Here is a 16,264-nt window from a genome sequence, read left to right as displayed (position 1 = left end):
TCGCCTGGCACAGCGGGTCGTCGGTCACCCCGACGGCGTCGACGATGACGAAGCGGTCCTTGGTCCTGACGGCCTCGTCCGGGGTGACGGCCTGCAGGTCGTCGGGGTCGATGGTCCGGCAGCCGCGTCCCTTCATCTGCTCGAAGTAGACCGCGCTCTGCACGCCGCGCATGAAGAACACGCACTCCAGGGGTTTGACGTCGGTCCCGGTCGCGACCATGTCCACGGTGACGGCGATCCGCAGCTCCGGACTCGTACGCAGCCGCCGCAGCAGGTCCTTGGGATCCTGGCCGGCCAGCTTCGACCGATAGGTGATCTTCGCGCAGAAGTCGTTGCCCTTGCCGAACACCTCGCGTACGGCCTGCACGATGTCGTCGGCGTGAGAGTCGTCGCGGGCGAAGATGAGCGTCTTCGGCACCGACGTCGTGTAGTGCGGGAACATGCGCGGCAGCACCCGTTCCCGATAGGCGGCGATCACCGTCTGGATCTGGTCCTTGGCGACCACCGATCGGCCGATCTCCCGCGCGCCGTACGTGAAGTCCTCATCGAGTTCCTCGTACCGCTGCCTGCGGGTGTGGCGGTCCCGCTTGGGGACGACGGTCCTGGTGCCGTCCTCGTCCAGCGCGGGAATCGTCGAGCCGTCCTCGCCGATTTTGGTCTTGATCCGGAACACGGCGAAGTCGACGTTGACCCGGTCGGCGACCGACTGCTCGTAGGTGTACTCGCTGACCGGGTCGCCGAAGAACGCGAGCGCCTGGGCGGTGGGGGTGGCGGTCAGGCCGATGATCGGCGCGTCGAAATACTGCAGCACGGCCCGCCACCGCCCGAAGATCGACCGGTGACACTCGTCCACCACGATCAGGTCGAACGCCTCGGGTGGCAGCTCCCTGCTGTAGACCGCGTCCACCGGGCGGGGCGGTACGAAATCGTCCACGCCCGGCTCGTCGGCCTCTCCAGTCGGCAGCGGTTGGCCGGTGAGCGCGCCGTACAGCCGCTGGATCGTGGTCACCACCACGCTGGCCGACGCCAACATGGCGCCGCCGGACAGGCGCTGGACGTTGTAGTCCTCCCCGAGCGTCTGCCCGCTGTCGGTGACGTACCGGGCGAACTCGCCCGCCGCCTGATCGCCCAGGTTGTTCCGGTCGACCAGGAACAGGACCCGCTGGGCCCCCGCGTGCTTGAACAGCCGGTAGGAGAGCGTCACGGCGGTGAATGTCTTGCCCGCGCCGGTCGCCATCTGGACCAGCGCCCGCTGATGATTGCCCCGCAGGTGGCGCTCGACCCGTTCGATGGCGTCGGCCTGGGCGGGCCGCAGCCCGTCGGCGTCGAGCGGGGGCATGGCGCGCATCCTGGCTCGGAACGTCGGTGCATCCGGAGCCGCGTCGGCCTCGTCCATCCACCGGGCGATGGTCTCGGGCCGGTGGAAGGAGAACACCTCCCGCGACCGCGCCTCGGGGTCGAGGGTGCAGGTGAAGCGGGTTTCGACGCCGGTGCTCTCGTACCGGAACGGCAGCGGCTCGTCCCGCCGCCACACCGCCATCCGGTAGTCGCCGGGCAGCGTGGCGGCGTAGTCGCCGGACTGCCACTCCACCCCGGTCAGCGGCGTTCCCTCGCGCTTGGCCTCGATCACACCCACGATCTTGTGGTCGACATAGAGCACGTAGTCGGCGCGCTTACGGCCGATGGGGAACTCTCGGACCGCCACGCCCCGGCCGGCGGCGGGGTTCATCTCCGCGAGATCCTGTACGGCCCAGCCGGACTCGGCGAGCATCCCGTCGATGCGCTGCCGTACCTGCGCTTCGGTGAGTGGCGGAGCCTGACGAGCCCGCTGAGCGATGACGTCTCGGCGGGCCGGGCCGACCTTGACCTGCTCGGATGTCCTGCGATCGAACTCGGCCTGCAGCGTGCCCAGTTGCGCCGCAAGGGCCTGGACCTGCGCCGCCACCGCATCGCGCTCGGCCCATGCCCTGGCAAGCTCGGCCTCGGCGGCCTGCCGGGCTTCGGCCTCGGCCTGCTCCCTCGTACGCGTGCCGTCGAGCACCAGCTTGGCCGCGGCCAGCTCAGACTTGAATCGTTCCAGCTCGGTGTCGAGTTCGGTGGCGAGCTCGGTGCCGTCGAGAGCCGTGGCCGGTGTGGCCGGTGTGGGCGGGACGAAGGCGACGAGCTCCCGCCGACCGGTGATCGCCCGATCGAGCAGCAGGCCGAGCTGGAAGCAACGTTCCAGACAACGCAGGGCCATGGGGACGTGGATGGTGTGGCCGTGCACCGCGTCGTTGCCCGTGCGCCGGATCTCGTGGAAGGCGTTCGCGACCCCTTGAGTGATCACGTTCGCGTTGCTCAGCGCGTTGATCCGGTGCACCAGATCGCGGCCGTCCACGGGGATGCCGGTGGCGCGGACCATGACAGCCGTGAGGACCTCGACGAACTGGCGGCACTTGACCAGTGCGCCGTTGGGGTCGGTGAAGACGATCGATTCGGCGCCCGCGCCGTACACCAGCAGGAGCGGTTCGTGCCGGAGGAGGAACCCGAAGTTCGGCGAGTGGTCGGCCAGCCCCCGTAACCGTGGATCCTCCGCCACCCCGGCTCCCTCCGTGCCTGCCGCGCAGTGTCTTTCGCCCAGTCTGCACGATCAAGTACGCGGCTTTTCCGGCATTCGAGACATCCGAGGCCAACCTTCACCGGCACAATCTGGTCACGACCCGATCACCCAGTCCCGCATCCAGGGCGACCGGCGCCCAGGAAGGTCCGGAGCCGATGTCCCTCGTCACGGATGTGCCTCAATGGCGCGTCGCAGGTCCTTGAGCATCAGGAAGAGGTGCAGCGGATCGGTGGGACTCGCCTCGAACCTTGAGAGCTTGAGGTAGAAGGCCCGCGCTGCTTCGGTTTCACAGTGGATCAGCAGAGCCCGTACGCCGACCTGGTCGGCCACGTCCGCCACTCGTCGGAAGGCATCCACCACAAGAGCCCGGCCCAAACCAGCACCCTGCACGGCTACGTCGACACCCAGTCGGGTGAGGACGACAACAGGCTGGTCGTAACGACCCGCACCCTGAAGCAACCTTGCCGGTGCCGATGCGGGCACCACGCTTCCCGCCGCCAGAGCGTAGTAGCCGACCACCCTGTTGAGGCCGATGTCACGCACTACGTAGACCCGCGAACTGCCGCTGCTGTGTGCCTGCAACGCATGACGCTTCAGCCACTCACTCTGGGCTGTGGAACCGCAGTCGAAGTCATTCAGACGATCATCACGCTCGATGGGCCCGACGCGTGCCAGCTTCACGACATCTCGTCGAGGATGGTCGGGGAGTTCATCAACTCGCGCAGACCGGGAACATCACCGGCTTCGCGTGACAAGGCCGCGTCGAAAGCGGCCCATTGCTCCTCATCGAGCCGGAATACCGTACGATCTGCCAGCTCTTGCTGGGCCGCTGAGGTCGCCGCATCGAGGATGAAAGAAGAGACCGTGGCTCCCGCGACTTCGCTCGCGGCCTCGAGCAAACGCTTGGTCCCAGCGTCCACCCGCAAGCTGATGCGTTCATTCTTGGCTCCCACAACGAGAGCGTACGCACGTTGTGCACACACAGCAAAGAGCTTAGCAAAACTTTTGCGTTGAGCGCATGCACAACTACCGAGCGTTACATTTCTTGTGTGGGAGTGCCGGCGACCTGGCAGGAGCCATGTAGCCCTGCTTCCGCTCCCCACACCAAACGCCCGTTGAGCTCCACGGCGGGTTCCCGGGACGGGCGCGAGGGTCGCGGGACGAACCTGGCCAGCTCGGCGCCGAGGTGGCCGACGGGCTTCCGGTCCAGCCGGTGGGCAACGAGTTGGACGTACTACTCCCCGAGGACGTTGACCCACTCCTCGGCATCTTTCCGGGCGGCAGCATCGACCAGGGCCGGGTCCTGCAGCAGCTCCTGGAACAACTCCACAGCCACATCCCGGCAGTCGCCATCGTCCGTGAGCGCCGTGACCGCTCGGACCCGCTCCTTGCCCATGAGACTGCGGTCGGCGGCGATTTCCCTGATCACATCGATGGCCGGTAGCGAATCTCCCTCGCTCATCATCTCTTCAAGGCCGAAGATCAGATTGCGTGTGGGAATGAGTGGCTTGAGAGATCCATATCTGGCCGCTCTTCCGGGACCGTCGCCAAGGCTCTTGGCGAACGCCGATGCCCGATCGACGTCGGACAGGCGCGTGTCCTCAATGATCACCTTGAGTCCGGCCGTTCGATCCTCGGCACTGAGCGAGAGGCCGGTGACCAGATCGTTCACCTCGCTCCGGTGGTCGAACCCCTCAAGCCGGTGAAGGTGACGCGAGTGCATCAGCCACTGGATCGCCGCGGCTGATGAGGAACCAAGCTTTATCAGCTTCTCAACCGCCACGATCCTGTCGTCGTTCTCCGTGTCGGAGTCAACGGCTACCTCAAGGAGCTGATAAACATCCATGCTCTCCAGATCCAGTCGCTCCTCGCCATCGTCGTCTCCGTACTCCTCCTCATCGAAATCAAACTCGTCTTCGAGCCCGAAGTCCTCAGAAGGGAGCTCGTGGTCTGTCATGGCAACGTCTCCAGATGTCGTCGCGGCAGTTGGGTGATCGCACGTTACCTGACAAGCGGTGCTCGAAGAGGGATCGAAGTGGATGATCGAGTGGAGCGCGACGGCCGAAGAGTTTCTATCCTCGACGGCATGACCTCCGCCTCCCCTGAACCCCAGCGCACCGTGAACGTCGCCGTCGTCCAGGCGGCCGCCCCCCTGTTCGACACGCCGGCCGCGCTGGCCCGCGCCGAGGAACTGATCCGCGAGGCCGTCATCGGCCGCGGCGCCCGGGTCGTCGTACTGCCGGAGGCGTTCCTCGGCGGCTACCCCAAGGGCCTGGACTTCGGCATCACGGTCGGCAGCCGCACCCCGGCCGGGCGTGACCTGTTCCGTCGCTACCACGCCGCCGCTATCGAGATCCCCGGCCCCGAATTCGGGGCCCTGGCCGCACTCACCAGGGAGCTCGGCTGCCACGCCGTGGTCGGCGCGGTCGAACGCCGGGGCGGCACGCTGTACTGCGTGGCGCTCTTCTTCGGCCCCGACGGCTATCTTGGGCTGCACCGCAAGTTGATGCCGACCGCAGCCGAGCGCTACCTGTGGGGCCAGGGCGACGGCTCCACTCTTCCCGTCATCGACACCGGCATCGCCCGCCTCGGTGCGGCGATCTGCTGGGAGAACTACATGCCGCTGTTCCGCACGGCGATGTACGCCAAAGGCGTCGACCTGTGGTGTGCACCGACGGTGGACGACCGCGATGCCTGGCAGGCCACGATGCGCCACATCGCCCTGGAGGGCCGCTGCTTCGTCCTCTGCGCCAGCCAGTACCTGCGTCGCGACGCCCTGCCCGCCGACCTGCACCCTGTCCAGGGCGACGAGCCCGACACCATCCTGATCGGCGGCGGCTCCGTCATCGTCTCCCCGCTCGGCGAGGTCCTGGCCGGGCCGCTGCGTGGCGGCGAGGGCATCCTGACCGCCGAACTCGACCTCGACGACCTCGCCCGCGCCCGCTTCGATTTCGACCCCACCGGCCACTACGCTCGCCCCGACATCTTCACCCTCCACGTCAACGAGTCCCCCCCAGACCGCCACGATCACCAGGGTTGATTCGGGGCGTCAGCTGTAAAGATCGACAAAATGGATGCCCGCCTTCCTCGGAGACGGGTCCGCCCGGGGAAGGCGGGCTGCTGGGAAGGTCAGGCGGGGGTGCGGGTCATGGGCGACGGTACGGCGTTCGCGCCGTTCCGATCGAGGGCTGGCCTTTTGCCCGGCATGGGGAATGCCTCGCCGTCGCGTTACTGAAAATTTCATCTTTCGCCGCGAGCGAGTCGGCCCTGCGCGGGGCCGTGGTTAGGCCTCTCGGCTGGGGGTAGGCGCTCCCCAATCCGGAAGGGAGGCAGTCCATGACCAACCAAGTGGAAACGCTGTCCACCGGCGAGCTCGTCCGGAGGCTGTCCGATGACGTCTCACGCCTGGTGCGCGACGAGCTGCGGCTGGCGCGGCTGGAGATGACGCAGAAGGGAAAGCGGGCCGGGACCGGAGCCGGGCTGCTCGGCGGCGCGGGAGTGGTCGCGCTGCTCGGGGCCGCGGCCCTGGTGGCCGCCGCGATCCTGGGGCTGGCCCTGGTGATGCCCACGTGGGCGAGTGCCCTGATCGTGGGCGTCGGGCTGCTGCTGGTGGCCGGACTGCTCGGCCTCATGGGCAAGCAGCAGGTGTCCCAGGTCACCAGGCCGACCCCGGACCAGACGATCCAGAGCCTCAAGACGGATCTCGAAATGATGAAGGAGAGCGTACGCAGATGACCGAGACCGATCCCGGAAGCGCTCGGACCACTGCCGGACGCATGGGAGTACATAGACAGGACGTCGCCGAACCGGTGACGGAGGCCGAGTCGCGGAACGCCGTACCGCAACTCCTCGACGCCCCGCCGGCGCAGCACGAGGCAAGCCGTCAGCGTGGCAACCCGGGGGACGACGTCACCAGAGTGCGCGAGGACATCGAGCGGACGCGAGACGACCTCGGCGACACCATCGAGGCCCTCGCCGCCAAAGCCGACTTGAAGGGCCGGGCGCAGGAGCGGATGCACGCGACCGCCACGCTGGCGCGGGAGAAGGCCGCCGGGGTGGCCGACAGGGTGCGGGCGGTCACGCCCGAGCCGGTCAAGGGGGCGGCCGGCAAGGTCACGGAGCAGGCCAGGCGGCGGCCGATGACGGCCGCGACGGGTGCAGGCGCGCTGGCCGCCGGGCTCATGATCCTACGCGGGATCACCCGGATGGCCCGGAACCGGCGGACCACACCGAAGATGGCCGTCCAGAGCATCCGCGGTGTCTCGGGCCTGCGCCGGATGTTCGGTCCACGTCAGATATCCGGTCCACGCCAGATATCTGGCCTGCGGCGGACGTCGGGCCTGCGGCGGATCTTGGGTGCACGTCGGGCATCTGGTCTGCGCCAGATTTCTGGCCTGCGGCGAGGGTCTGGCCTCCGCCGGATATCGGGCCTGCGCGACATCTTCGGCACGGGCGGTGTCACGGGCGCCCGCGCGATCTCCGGCATGCGAGGCCTGCCGGGCATCGGCCGCACGCCCATGCGCAGATCGGTGCGGAGCGCCGGCATGGCGCGCATGCGACGCATGGCGCGAATGACCCGCATGACGCGGCCGGCCAGAAGGGGGCGCCGGGGCCTCACCGGGCTGTTCACGTAGCCGGGGAGGTGACCGAGTAGGCTCCGGCGGCGTGGAACCCGTCGTAGCCGCTCTGGTCGTCGCCGCGCTCATCGGGGTGCCCGCCGTGGTGTTGTGGCGGGTGTTGCGCGGCCGCCGTGACCTCGGCAGCGGTCCGGCCGAGCGGGCGACGTTCGAGACCCTGCACACGGCCTCACTCGCGGCGCCGCCACTGCGGGCCGGGCTGACCCAGGCCGGCGCGCTCAGGGCGTCGCGCCACCTGCGGGAGCTGCTCGGGTCTCCGGCCATCGCGATCACCGATCGGGATGAGCTGCTCGTCTACGACGGCGCGGGGGAGCACCACGCCGGTGAGGCGTTCGGGCACGCCGGAGCCACGTTGAAGGACGGCAGGACCCAGGTGCTCTCGCTCGACTGCGGGTCGCCCGAGTGTCCGATCCGGCACGCCGTGGTCGTACCGCTCACGACCGACGACCGCGTGGTCGGCTCGCTCGCGGTGTACGGCGATCATGCCTCCGCCGGCCTGGTCAGGGCGGCGCAGGAGGTGGCGCGCTGGGTCGACTCCCAACTCGAGTTGGCCGAGCTCGACCGGTCGCGCACCATGCTCATGGAGGCCGAGGTCAGAGCGCTGCGTGCGCAGATCTCGCCGCATTTCATCTACAACTCGCTGACCACGATCGCCTCGTTCGTCCGGACCGATCCGGAACGAGCCCGCGAGCTGCTGCTCGAGTTCGCCGACTTCACCCGATACTCCTTCCGCCGTCACGGGGACTTCACCACGCTCGCCGAGGAACTGCGGTCGATCGACCGCTATCTCACGCTGGAGCGGGCGAGGTTCGGCGACCAGCTTCAGGTGACGCTGCGGATCGCGCCGGAGGTGCTCGCCGTCGCCGTGCCGTTCCTGTGCCTGCAGCCGCTCATCGAGAACGCGGTACGGCACGGCCTCGAGGGCGTCGGCCGGATCACGATCGTCGCCGAGGACGCGGGCGCCGAATGCGCCATCAGCGTCGAGGACGACGGCGTCGGCATGGATCCCGAACGCCTGCGGCGGGTGCTGGCGGGGGAGGACCGCTCCGGCACGGGCGGCAGCGGCGTCGGCCTGGCCAACGTGGACGAGCGGCTCCGCCAGGTCTACGGCGACGAGTACGGCCTGGTGGTGGAGACCGCCCCCGGCGCCGGCACCAAGGTCACGCTCCGGCTCCCCAAATACCACCCGGCCGTCTCGGCCTGACCCGGGTGAACCTTTTACCACTCCGGACCTTTACCATTCGAAACACTGTACGTATCCAATTGATTACGTGTAGTGTCTCTCCTGGTCAGGCCGCACGACGCCCGGAGGACCTACCCTGATGACTATGACGATCGAGTTCGGCCAGCACGGGCCGCTCTACCCATGGACCCGGGAGGACACGCGCGACCTGCCGGAAGGATTCCGGTACGAGATCGAGGACGGGAACCTCCTGGTCATGAACTCCCCCGCACCCGAGCACCAGTACGTCGCCAACCGACTCATGCGTCTTCTCGATGATGCCGCGGAGGAGGCGGGGCTGGACGTGGTCACCCTCGGACCGCTCGATGTCGATATCCCCGGCCCGCACCCCGGCTATCGCAGTCCGGACCTCGTCACGATCCCCTACAAATTGACCGAGGGTGGGTACGACCTGCTCACCGGCCACGACATCCTGCTCGCCATCGAGATCACCGGCAAGGACGCCGTCACCCGCGACATGATCACCAAGCGGCAGGTGTACGCGGCCATCGGCATCCCCTACTACTGGGTGGTCCGTCTCGACCAGTCGGAGCCGCGACTGATCGCCTTCGAACTCGTCGCCGGGGAGTACCGGGAGACCCACAACGTCCTGGCCGGCGGTCCGGTCACCATCACTGATCCGTTCCGGGTCACCGTGGATCCCGCCACCCTGCTGCGCCGCCGGACCTGATCCGCCGGTGGTGCCCGTACCGCTCCTGACATCGGACGTAACCCTGTCGTGATGGTGAGAGTCGTTGACTTTCCAGTGCCCGGGTCATCACTCTCTAGGGGATCGTCGGCGGTGAGAGGGGTGTGTGGTGACCGGCCTGCGCGTCCTGGCGGTGGACGACGAGCAGCCCGCGTTGGAGGATCTCGCCTACTTGTTGCGGGCCGATCCGCGGATCGGAGACGTGCTGACCGCCCGTGACGGGGCCGCCGCGCTGAAGCTGCTCGACCGAGCGATGGCGGACGGCCGGCCCGTCGAGGCCGTGTTCCTCGACATCCGGATGCGGGGCCTCGACGGCGTTGTGCTCGGCCGGCTGCTGACCAGGTTCACCCGGCCCCCCAAGATCGTGTTCGTTACCGCGTACGACGATCACGCGGTCGACGCGTTCGAGCTCAAGGCCGAGGACTACCTGCTCAAGCCCGTCAGGCCCGAGCGTCTGGCCGAGGCGATCAGGCGCGTGTGCGGGAGCCGTACCGACTCGCCCGAGGGGCAGGAGGTGGACACGATCCCGGTGGAGCTGGGCGGGGTCACCCGCTTCGTGGCGAGCACCGAGGTGCGGTACGTCGAGGCCCAGGGCGACTACGCCCGGCTGCACACGGCGACCGGCAGTCATCTGGTGCGCATCCCGCTGGCCACGCTGGAGGAGCGCTGGGCGACGGCGGGCTTCCTGCGGGTCCATCGCAGCCATCTCGTCGCGGTCAAGCACATCGACGAGCTGCACATAGACTCCGGCAAGTGCGTCGTACGGGTCGGGGAGACCGAGATCCCGGTCAGCCGCCGTCATACCCGGGAACTGCGCGATCTCCTCGTGCGTCGTGCCCGCCGGGCCAAGCGGGACGGATGAGCCATGCTGAGTGCGATGGATGAGCCGATGGGTGCGCGATGAGCGGGAAGCCGCGCCGGGTCGTGGTGACCAGTCCGCGTACCGGCGCCGCACGTCGCCCCCGCCATCCGCTGACCCGCGAGATAGACGAGCAGACCCAGCTCGGCGAGGTTTACATGCGGTCGCTGGTGCGGACCCAGTTCCGCCTGGCGCTGTTCGTCTGCACCCTGCTCGCCTGCGTGGTGGGCGGGCTGCCGCTGCTGTTCCTGCTGGTCCCCGAGTTGGGCGAGGTACGGCTGCTCGGCGTGCCGCTCGCGTGGGCGGTGCTGGCCGGGTTCATCTACCCCGCCTTCGTGATCGGCGCGTGGCTCTACGTGCGGCAGGCCGAGCGCGGCGAGCGGGACTTCGCCGAGATCGTGGACCCGGTCGCCCCAGCGGACCCGGTGGACCCGGTCGTGGACGCGGTGGACCCGGTCGCGAACCCGGCGGACGCTGAGTGAGCGGCATCATCGCGGTCGTCATCGTGATGCTGGCGACCGTCCTGATCGGCGCGTTCGGCATCCGCTTCTCGCGCACGACCTCCGATTTCTACGTCGCGTCCCGGACGGTCTCACCCCTGTGGAACGCGTCGGCGATCGGCGGCGAATATCTGTCGGCCGCGTCGTTCCTCGGCATCGCCGGGTTGATCCTCGCGCACGGCGCCGACATGCTCTGGCTGCCGGTCGGCTGGACCGGCGGCTATCTCGTGCTGCTGGTCCTCGTGTCGGCACCGCTGCGCCGGTCGGGGGCGTACACGCTGCCGGACTTCGCCGAGGCGCGGCTCGAGTCGATGACCGTGCGCCGGGTCTCCAGCGTCCTGGTCGTGCTGATCGGCTGGCTCTATCTGATGCCGCAGTTCCAGAGCGCCGGGCTGGTCTTCCGTACGATCACGGGCGCGCCCGCCTGGGCGGGCTGCCTGCTGGTGGCCGTCGTGGTCGCGGTCAACGTCCTGTCGGGCGGGATGCGGTCGATCACGTTCGTCCAGGCGTTCCAGTACTGGCTGAAGCTCACCGCGCTCGCGGTGCCGCTGGTGTTCATGCTGCTCGCCTGGCGGGCCGACGGCGCGCCGGGGCTCGCCCCGGGCGACACGTGGGCGCTGCCGCTGCACGGCCGCGACCACGTGGTGTACGAGACGTACTCGCTGATCCTGGCGACGTTCCTCGGGACCATGGGGCTGCCGCACGTGCTCGTGCGCTTCTACACCAACCCCGACGGGCGGGCGGCCCGCCGGACGACGCTGGTGGTGCTGAGCCTGCTCGGCGCCTTCTACCTGATCCCCGCCGCCTACGGCTACCTGGGCCGGGTGTACGGCCTGCCGGAGAGCGACATGGTGGTCATCGCGCTGCCCGACCGGGTGATCGGCGGGACGCTGGGCGAGCTGCTGACCGCGCTGGTCACGGCGGGAGCGTTCGCCGCGTTCCTGTCGACGTCTTCGGGGCTGACGGTGTCGGTGGCGGGTGTGATCGCGCAGGACATCCTGCGCGGCGGGGTGCGCTCGTTCCGGATCGCCACGGTCCTCGCCGTCGTCGTGCCGTTCGTGCTGGCGGGGACCGCCAGGTCGCTGCCGGTCGCCACCGTGGTCGGGCTGGCGTTCGCGGTGGCCGCCTCGTCGTTCTGCCCGCTGCTCGTGCTGGGCATCTGGTGGCGCAGGCTCACCACGGCCGGGGCGATGGCGGGACTGCTCGTCGGGGGTGGGCTCGCCTGTGTCGCCGTGCTGGCCACCATCACCGGCGGGCCGTACGACGGCTGGACGGGCGCGCTGCTGTCCCAGCCGGCGGCCTGGACGGTGCCGGTGGCGTTCGCGGTGATGATCCTGGTCTCCCTGCTCACGCCGTCGCGGGTGCCGCCCGGCGTGGCCAGGACGATGGTCCGCCTGCACACCCCCGAGACGCTGAACGTCGACCGCGGCGACTGGCGACCGCGCTCGGTCTGAGGCTCGACCGTTCGGCGCGCGGGATCGACCTTTCGTCGCACGTGCTTCTCATGTGAACGACCGGGCGGTACGGCTGGGCGACGCGTCGCCGTGCGGGTCTCGAAAGGGCTGGGAGGGTGCTCATACGTTGAGGTGATCCAGATCACTGTCGAAGGAGGGCACGTGACCGTTCAGCATGATTCATCGGTCTACGAGCGGATACAGGCGGGTGAACGGTTCCAGGAGTTGCGCCGGCGCTACCGCTCCTGGGCCTTCCCGATGACTGTCGCGTTCCTGGTGTGGTACCTGCTGTACGTGCTGTTGTCGGGCTTCGCCCGCGACTTCATGGGGACCACGCTGTTCGGCCACTTCAACGTGGCGCTGCTGTTCGGGATCCTGCAGTTCGTCTCGACGTTCCTGATCGCCTGGCTGTACTCGCGGCACGCCGCCGCCAAGCTGGACCCGATCGCCGACGAGTTGCGCGCCGAGGAGGAGGACAAGTGAGTCACGAGACTCTGTCGACGATCCTGTTCGTCGTCTTCGTCGCCGCCACGCTCGGCATCACGTTCTGGGCCGGCCGCAACACGAAGACCGCCGCCGACTACTACGCGGGCGGCCGGTCGTTCAGCGGCCTGCAGAACGGCCTGGCGATCGGCGGCGACTACATGTCGGCCGCGTCGTTCCTGGGCATCGCCGGCATCATCGCGCTGTCCGGCTACGACGGGTTCCTCTACTCGATCGGCTTCCTGGTGGCGTGGCTGGTGGCGCTGCTGCTCGTCGCCGAGCTGATGCGCAACTCCGGCAAGTTCACCATGGCCGACGTGCTCGCGTTCCGGATGTCGCCCCGGCCGGTGCGCACCGCGGCCGGGGTGTCCACGATCGTCGTGAGCATCTTCTACCTGCTGGCCCAGATGGTCGGCGCCGGCGCGCTGGTCGGCCTGCTGCTCGGCGTTCACTCCGAGGCCGGCAAGATCTGGACGATCATCGCGGTCGGCCTGCTGATGATCATCTACGTGGTCTTCGGTGGGATGAAGGGCACCACCTGGGTTCAGATCGTCAAGGCCGTTCTGCTGATGACCGGCGCCGCACTGATCACCCTGCTCGTCCTCGGCAAGTTCGGGTTCAACCTGTCGGGCCTGCTCGGCGACGCCGCGGCGCAGAGCGGCAAGGGCGAGGCGTTCCTGCAGCCCGGTCTGAAGTACGGCACCGAGGCCCAGGGACTCGCCGGCAAGATCGACCTGATCAGCCTGGGCCTGGCCCTGGTGCTCGGCACCGCCGGCCTGCCGCACGTCCTGATCCGCTTCTACACCGTGCCCACCGCGAAGGACGCCCGCAAGTCCGTGCAGTGGGGCATCGGCATCATCGGCGTGTTCTACCTGCTCACGCTGGTGCTCGGCTTCGGCGCCGCCGCACTGGTCGGCCGCGATGCGATCGTGGCGCAGGACAAGGCGGGCAACACGGCCGCGCCGCAGCTCGCCCAGAAGGCGGGTGAGCTGATCTTCGGCGAGGTCGGCGGCACGATCCTGCTCGCGATCATCGCGGCGGTCGCGTTCGCCACGATCCTCGCCGTGGTCGCCGGGCTGACGCTCGCGTCCTCCTCCAGCTTCGCGCACGACCTGTACGCCCATGTGTTCAAGCGCGGCAACGCCACCGAGCGTCAGGAGGTGGTGGTCGCCAGGATCTCCGCCTTCGTCATCGGCGCGGTCTCGATCGCGCTGAGCATCTTCGCCCAGTCGCTGAACGTCGCCTTCCTGGTCGCGCTGGCCTTCGCGGTCGCGGCCTCCGGCAACCTGCCCGCGATCCTGTACAGCCTTTTCTGGAAGAGGTTCAACACGGCGGGCGCGGTCTCGGCGATCTACGCCGGTCTGATCGCGTCGGTCATCCTCGTCTTCTTCTCGCCGGTGGTGTCCGGCGCGGCGACGTCGATGTTCCCCGACTCCGACTGGCACTGGTTCCCGCTGTCCAACCCCGGCATCGTGTCGATCCCGATCGGCTTCCTCGCCGGATACCTCGGCACGATCCTCAGCAAGGAGCACAACGCCGCGAAGTACGCCGAGATCGAGGTCCGCTCGCTCACCGGCCTCGGCGCCGAGAAGGCCTCCCAGCACTGATCGTCTGGTGATCGACCGTACGCCACGGTCGGGGTGTGGTCGCCCTGACCGTGGCGGCATGGTGTGAGGGGGGCGGCAGTGGCTATCGTCTGCCCTGTGGACAGGAAGGAAGCGCCGGACGCCGGCGCCCGCGCGCGCATCATGGACGCGGCCGAGAAGCTGTTCGCGGGCGGCGGCTACGACGCCACCCCCACGGCGCGGATCGCGGAGCTGGCCGGGGTGCCCAAGGGGCTCGTTTTCCACTACTTCCCCCGGAAGATCGACGTGCTCATCTCGCTGGTGGACGAGCGGACGGTGGTGACCGACGAGGAAGTCGAGGCCTTCCCGGGAGACCCGGCCGGCACGTTGTCCCGCCTGGCCCGCCGGATTCCGCTGCGTGCCTCCCCGGCGATGCGGCGCATCCTGTTCCGTGAGGCGGACACCCACCGCAGCGTCCGCGAGCGGCTGGGCCGCCTCAACAGTGAGATCATCAGGCGGGCCCGGTTCGCTCTGGAGCTCGCCCTGCCGGGCAGCCGTGGGGACGCCGCCCGGCTGGAGGCCGCGGCCGCCACGTTCGCCGCCGTCCTGATCTACCAGGAGAGCCTCTGCCTGCTCACCGGCCACCACATCGACCCCGACGCCGTCGCCGAGTTGATCGCCCACGCCCTGGGCAACCTGGGTTAGAGGAGATCCAGGAGCTCGTCCATGGAGTCGCGCAGGTGGCCGATCATGCTCCACACGTCCGGCACCCGGGACGGGCAGGCGACGATGCCGAAGTCCAGCCGCCCGTCGTAGGACACGCAGGTGATGCTGATCCCGCCGGTGGCGTCGGTCACCACGGACAGCGGGTGGTAGGACACCATCCGCGCCCCGCACAGGTAGAGCGGCGTCCGCGGTCCGGGGACGTTGGAGACGATGAGGTTCACCCCGGCCCCGGCCAGCCCCGCCAGCCGGAACGCCACCGGAGTTGCCAGGGTGGACAGCGTCGAGGGAAGCACGGCGCAGACGTCGCTCAGCCAGCTCCTGTGGGAGCGCGCGAAGCGACGCTTGGCCGTCGCCATCGCCGTGCGGACGGCCGACAGCCGCTCCTTGGGGCACGCCACGTCGGTGGCCAACGGCGTGATCATGGCGGATATCCGGTTGCCGACTCCGTCGCTCGCCCCGCCGGCCGACCTGCGCAGCGCGACTGGGACGGCCGCGACCAGCGGACGGCCGGGCAGCGCCTCGCGGGCCAGCAGCCAGCGGCGCAGCGCCGAGGAGCACAGCGTCATCACGACGTCGTTCGGGCCCATCCCGAAGGCCCGCGCGACCTGCCTGACCTCGCTCATCGGGACCGATCCGAAGGAGAAGGCCCGCTCGGATGTGATCGGGCCGTTGAACGGCGTGCGCGGCACGGCCAGCATGGGCAGCGCGTCCAGGTCGGCCGCGGCGCGGGCGAGCGAGCACAGCGTCTCGACCGGCTGGACGATCGACCGGGTGATCGCCCCGGCCAGCATCCCGAAGACCCCTGGCCCGGGATCGGGCGGCGGGACCTCAGGCGGGACCTCGGGCGGGGGCTCGACGGCGCGCGGCTCGGGGGACGGGTCGAGCAGCGAGGAGAGGATCTCCGAGCCGGACACGCCGTCGATCGCGCAGTGGTGGACCTTGATGTAGAGGGCGACCCGGCCGCCCGCCAGGCCGTGGATCAGGTGCGCCTCCCACAGCGGGCGCCGCCGGTCCAGCCGCCGCGCGTGGATCCGCGCCACGTACGCCGCGAGCTGCCGGTCGTCTCCTGGGGCGGCCAGGACGGTCTCGTGTACGTGGCGGTCCAGGTCGACGGCAGGATCGTCGATCCAGTACGGCCGGTCCAGCCGGAACGGCACGTCGGCCAGCCGCATCCGCAGCGGCGGCGCCAGATGCAGACGCTCGCGCAGCAGCGTGACGAGCCGGTCGCGGGTCATCGGCCCGGCGGAACCGGTGCCGGGGTCGAGGACCGCCATCCCGGCGACGTGCGCGGTCGTGGTGGCCGACTCCAGGCTCAGGAACTGGGCGTCGAGTGCCGTCAGTTGGCGCATCGCCGTCCTCCACCCTGGCCCGCGGCCGCGCGATCACATTTCCGTTCTCCGGAATGACTCTCCGGATGACGGTAACGGTACGCCCGGCCATCCGGCCGAAGCGACGGCCCATCGCGATGTAAGCCGTGCGCAAAGACTCATGGCCGAAGACTCATGCGCGA

At 69.2% G+C, this 16,264-nt stretch carries 16 protein-coding genes; 11 read left to right on the top strand and 5 right to left on the bottom strand.

Translation table 11 applies throughout. The annotated features are described in order from the left end of the window. The 4 genes from Mth01_RS16620 to Mth01_RS16605 form a co-directional block, all read right to left on the bottom strand. On the bottom strand, nt 1-2,578 hold a 2,578-nt coding region (locus Mth01_RS16620), incomplete at its 3' end, for a DEAD/DEAH box helicase family protein (protein WP_204016767.1). 186 nt (nt 2,579-2,764) lie between these two features. Continuing rightward, nucleotides 2,765-3,280, bottom strand: a complete 516-nt coding sequence (locus tag Mth01_RS16615) for a GNAT family N-acetyltransferase (protein WP_204016766.1) — start codon at nt 3,278-3,280, stop codon at nt 2,765-2,767. Next, nucleotides 3,277-3,552 carry a type II toxin-antitoxin system TacA family antitoxin gene (locus Mth01_RS16610; protein ID WP_204016765.1) on the bottom strand — a complete coding sequence of 92 codons (276 nt, stop codon included), beginning with the start codon at nt 3,550-3,552 and terminating at the stop codon, nt 3,277-3,279. The genes Mth01_RS16615 and Mth01_RS16610 overlap by 4 nt, the downstream gene beginning before the upstream one ends. A 281-nt stretch (nt 3,553-3,833) precedes the next feature. Beyond that, the gene (locus Mth01_RS16605) at nt 3,834-4,556 is read right to left on the bottom strand and encodes a hypothetical protein (RefSeq protein ID WP_204016764.1); all 723 of its coding nucleotides are present in this window, start codon (nt 4,554-4,556) and stop codon (nt 3,834-3,836) included. Nucleotides 4,557-4,685: 129 nt separating this feature from the next. Between Mth01_RS16605 and Mth01_RS16600 the strand changes: the two genes are divergently transcribed. From Mth01_RS16600 to Mth01_RS16550, 11 genes are all read left to right on the top strand, one after another. Further along, on the top strand, nt 4,686-5,639 hold the full coding sequence (locus Mth01_RS16600) for a nitrilase-related carbon-nitrogen hydrolase (protein ID WP_204016763.1): 954 nt from the start codon (nt 4,686-4,688) through the stop codon (nt 5,637-5,639). Nucleotides 5,640-5,935: 296 nt separating this feature from the next. Beyond that, complete coding sequence (locus tag Mth01_RS16595; RefSeq protein ID WP_204016762.1) at nt 5,936-6,334, top strand: phage holin family protein; 399 nt, start codon at nt 5,936-5,938, stop codon at nt 6,332-6,334. Between the two features lie 41 nt (nt 6,335-6,375). Next, a complete protein-coding gene (locus tag Mth01_RS16590) occupies nt 6,376-7,233 on the top strand; it encodes a DUF3618 domain-containing protein (protein WP_204016761.1) in 858 nt (285 codons plus the stop codon). A gap of 31 nt (nt 7,234-7,264) precedes the next feature. Then, nucleotides 7,265-8,440 (top strand): sensor histidine kinase, encoded by a 1,176-nt coding sequence (locus tag Mth01_RS16585; RefSeq protein WP_204016760.1) that lies wholly within the window; start codon nt 7,265-7,267, stop codon nt 8,438-8,440. A gap of 124 nt (nt 8,441-8,564) precedes the next feature. Further along, nucleotides 8,565-9,149, top strand: coding sequence for a Uma2 family endonuclease (locus Mth01_RS16580; protein WP_204016759.1), 585 nt, complete (start codon nt 8,565-8,567; stop codon nt 9,147-9,149). 127 nt (nt 9,150-9,276) lie between these two features. After that, nucleotides 9,277-10,029, top strand: a complete 753-nt coding sequence (locus Mth01_RS16575) for a LytR/AlgR family response regulator transcription factor (protein WP_204016758.1) — start codon at nt 9,277-9,279, stop codon at nt 10,027-10,029. A 38-nt stretch (nt 10,030-10,067) separates the two neighbouring features. Next, nucleotides 10,068-10,508 carry a DUF485 domain-containing protein gene (locus Mth01_RS16570; protein WP_204016757.1) on the top strand — a complete coding sequence of 147 codons (441 nt, stop codon included), beginning with the start codon at nt 10,068-10,070 and terminating at the stop codon, nt 10,506-10,508. Beyond that, nucleotides 10,505-11,980, top strand: coding sequence for a sodium/solute symporter (locus tag Mth01_RS16565; RefSeq protein WP_239089733.1), 1,476 nt, complete (start codon nt 10,505-10,507; stop codon nt 11,978-11,980). The genes Mth01_RS16570 and Mth01_RS16565 overlap by 4 nt, the downstream gene beginning before the upstream one ends. Nucleotides 11,981-12,142: 162 nt before the next feature. Beyond that, complete coding sequence (locus Mth01_RS16560) at nt 12,143-12,463, top strand: DUF485 domain-containing protein (protein ID WP_239089732.1); 321 nt, start codon at nt 12,143-12,145, stop codon at nt 12,461-12,463. Then, nucleotides 12,460-14,070 carry a solute symporter family protein gene (locus tag Mth01_RS16555; protein ID WP_204016756.1) on the top strand — a complete coding sequence of 537 codons (1,611 nt, stop codon included), beginning with the start codon at nt 12,460-12,462 and terminating at the stop codon, nt 14,068-14,070. The genes Mth01_RS16560 and Mth01_RS16555 overlap by 4 nt, the downstream gene beginning before the upstream one ends. A gap of 96 nt (nt 14,071-14,166) precedes the next feature. Further along, on the top strand, nt 14,167-14,733 hold the full coding sequence (locus tag Mth01_RS16550) for a TetR/AcrR family transcriptional regulator (RefSeq protein ID WP_239089731.1): 567 nt from the start codon (nt 14,167-14,169) through the stop codon (nt 14,731-14,733). On the opposite strand, the gene Mth01_RS16545 is transcribed toward Mth01_RS16550, so the two are convergent. Then, complete coding sequence (locus Mth01_RS16545) at nt 14,730-16,103, bottom strand: WS/DGAT/MGAT family O-acyltransferase (protein WP_204016755.1); 1,374 nt, start codon at nt 16,101-16,103, stop codon at nt 14,730-14,732. The two genes, Mth01_RS16550 and Mth01_RS16545, sit on opposite strands and share 4 nt — an antisense overlap. Nucleotides 16,104-16,264: the final 161 nt, after the last annotated feature.

It is taken from the genome of Sphaerimonospora thailandensis (assembly GCF_016863115.1).
GTDB lineage: Bacteria > Actinomycetota > Actinomycetes > Streptosporangiales > Streptosporangiaceae > Sphaerimonospora > Sphaerimonospora cavernae.
Note: the sequence above shows the minus strand (reverse complement) of the source record. Positions and strands in the feature narration are given on the sequence as shown.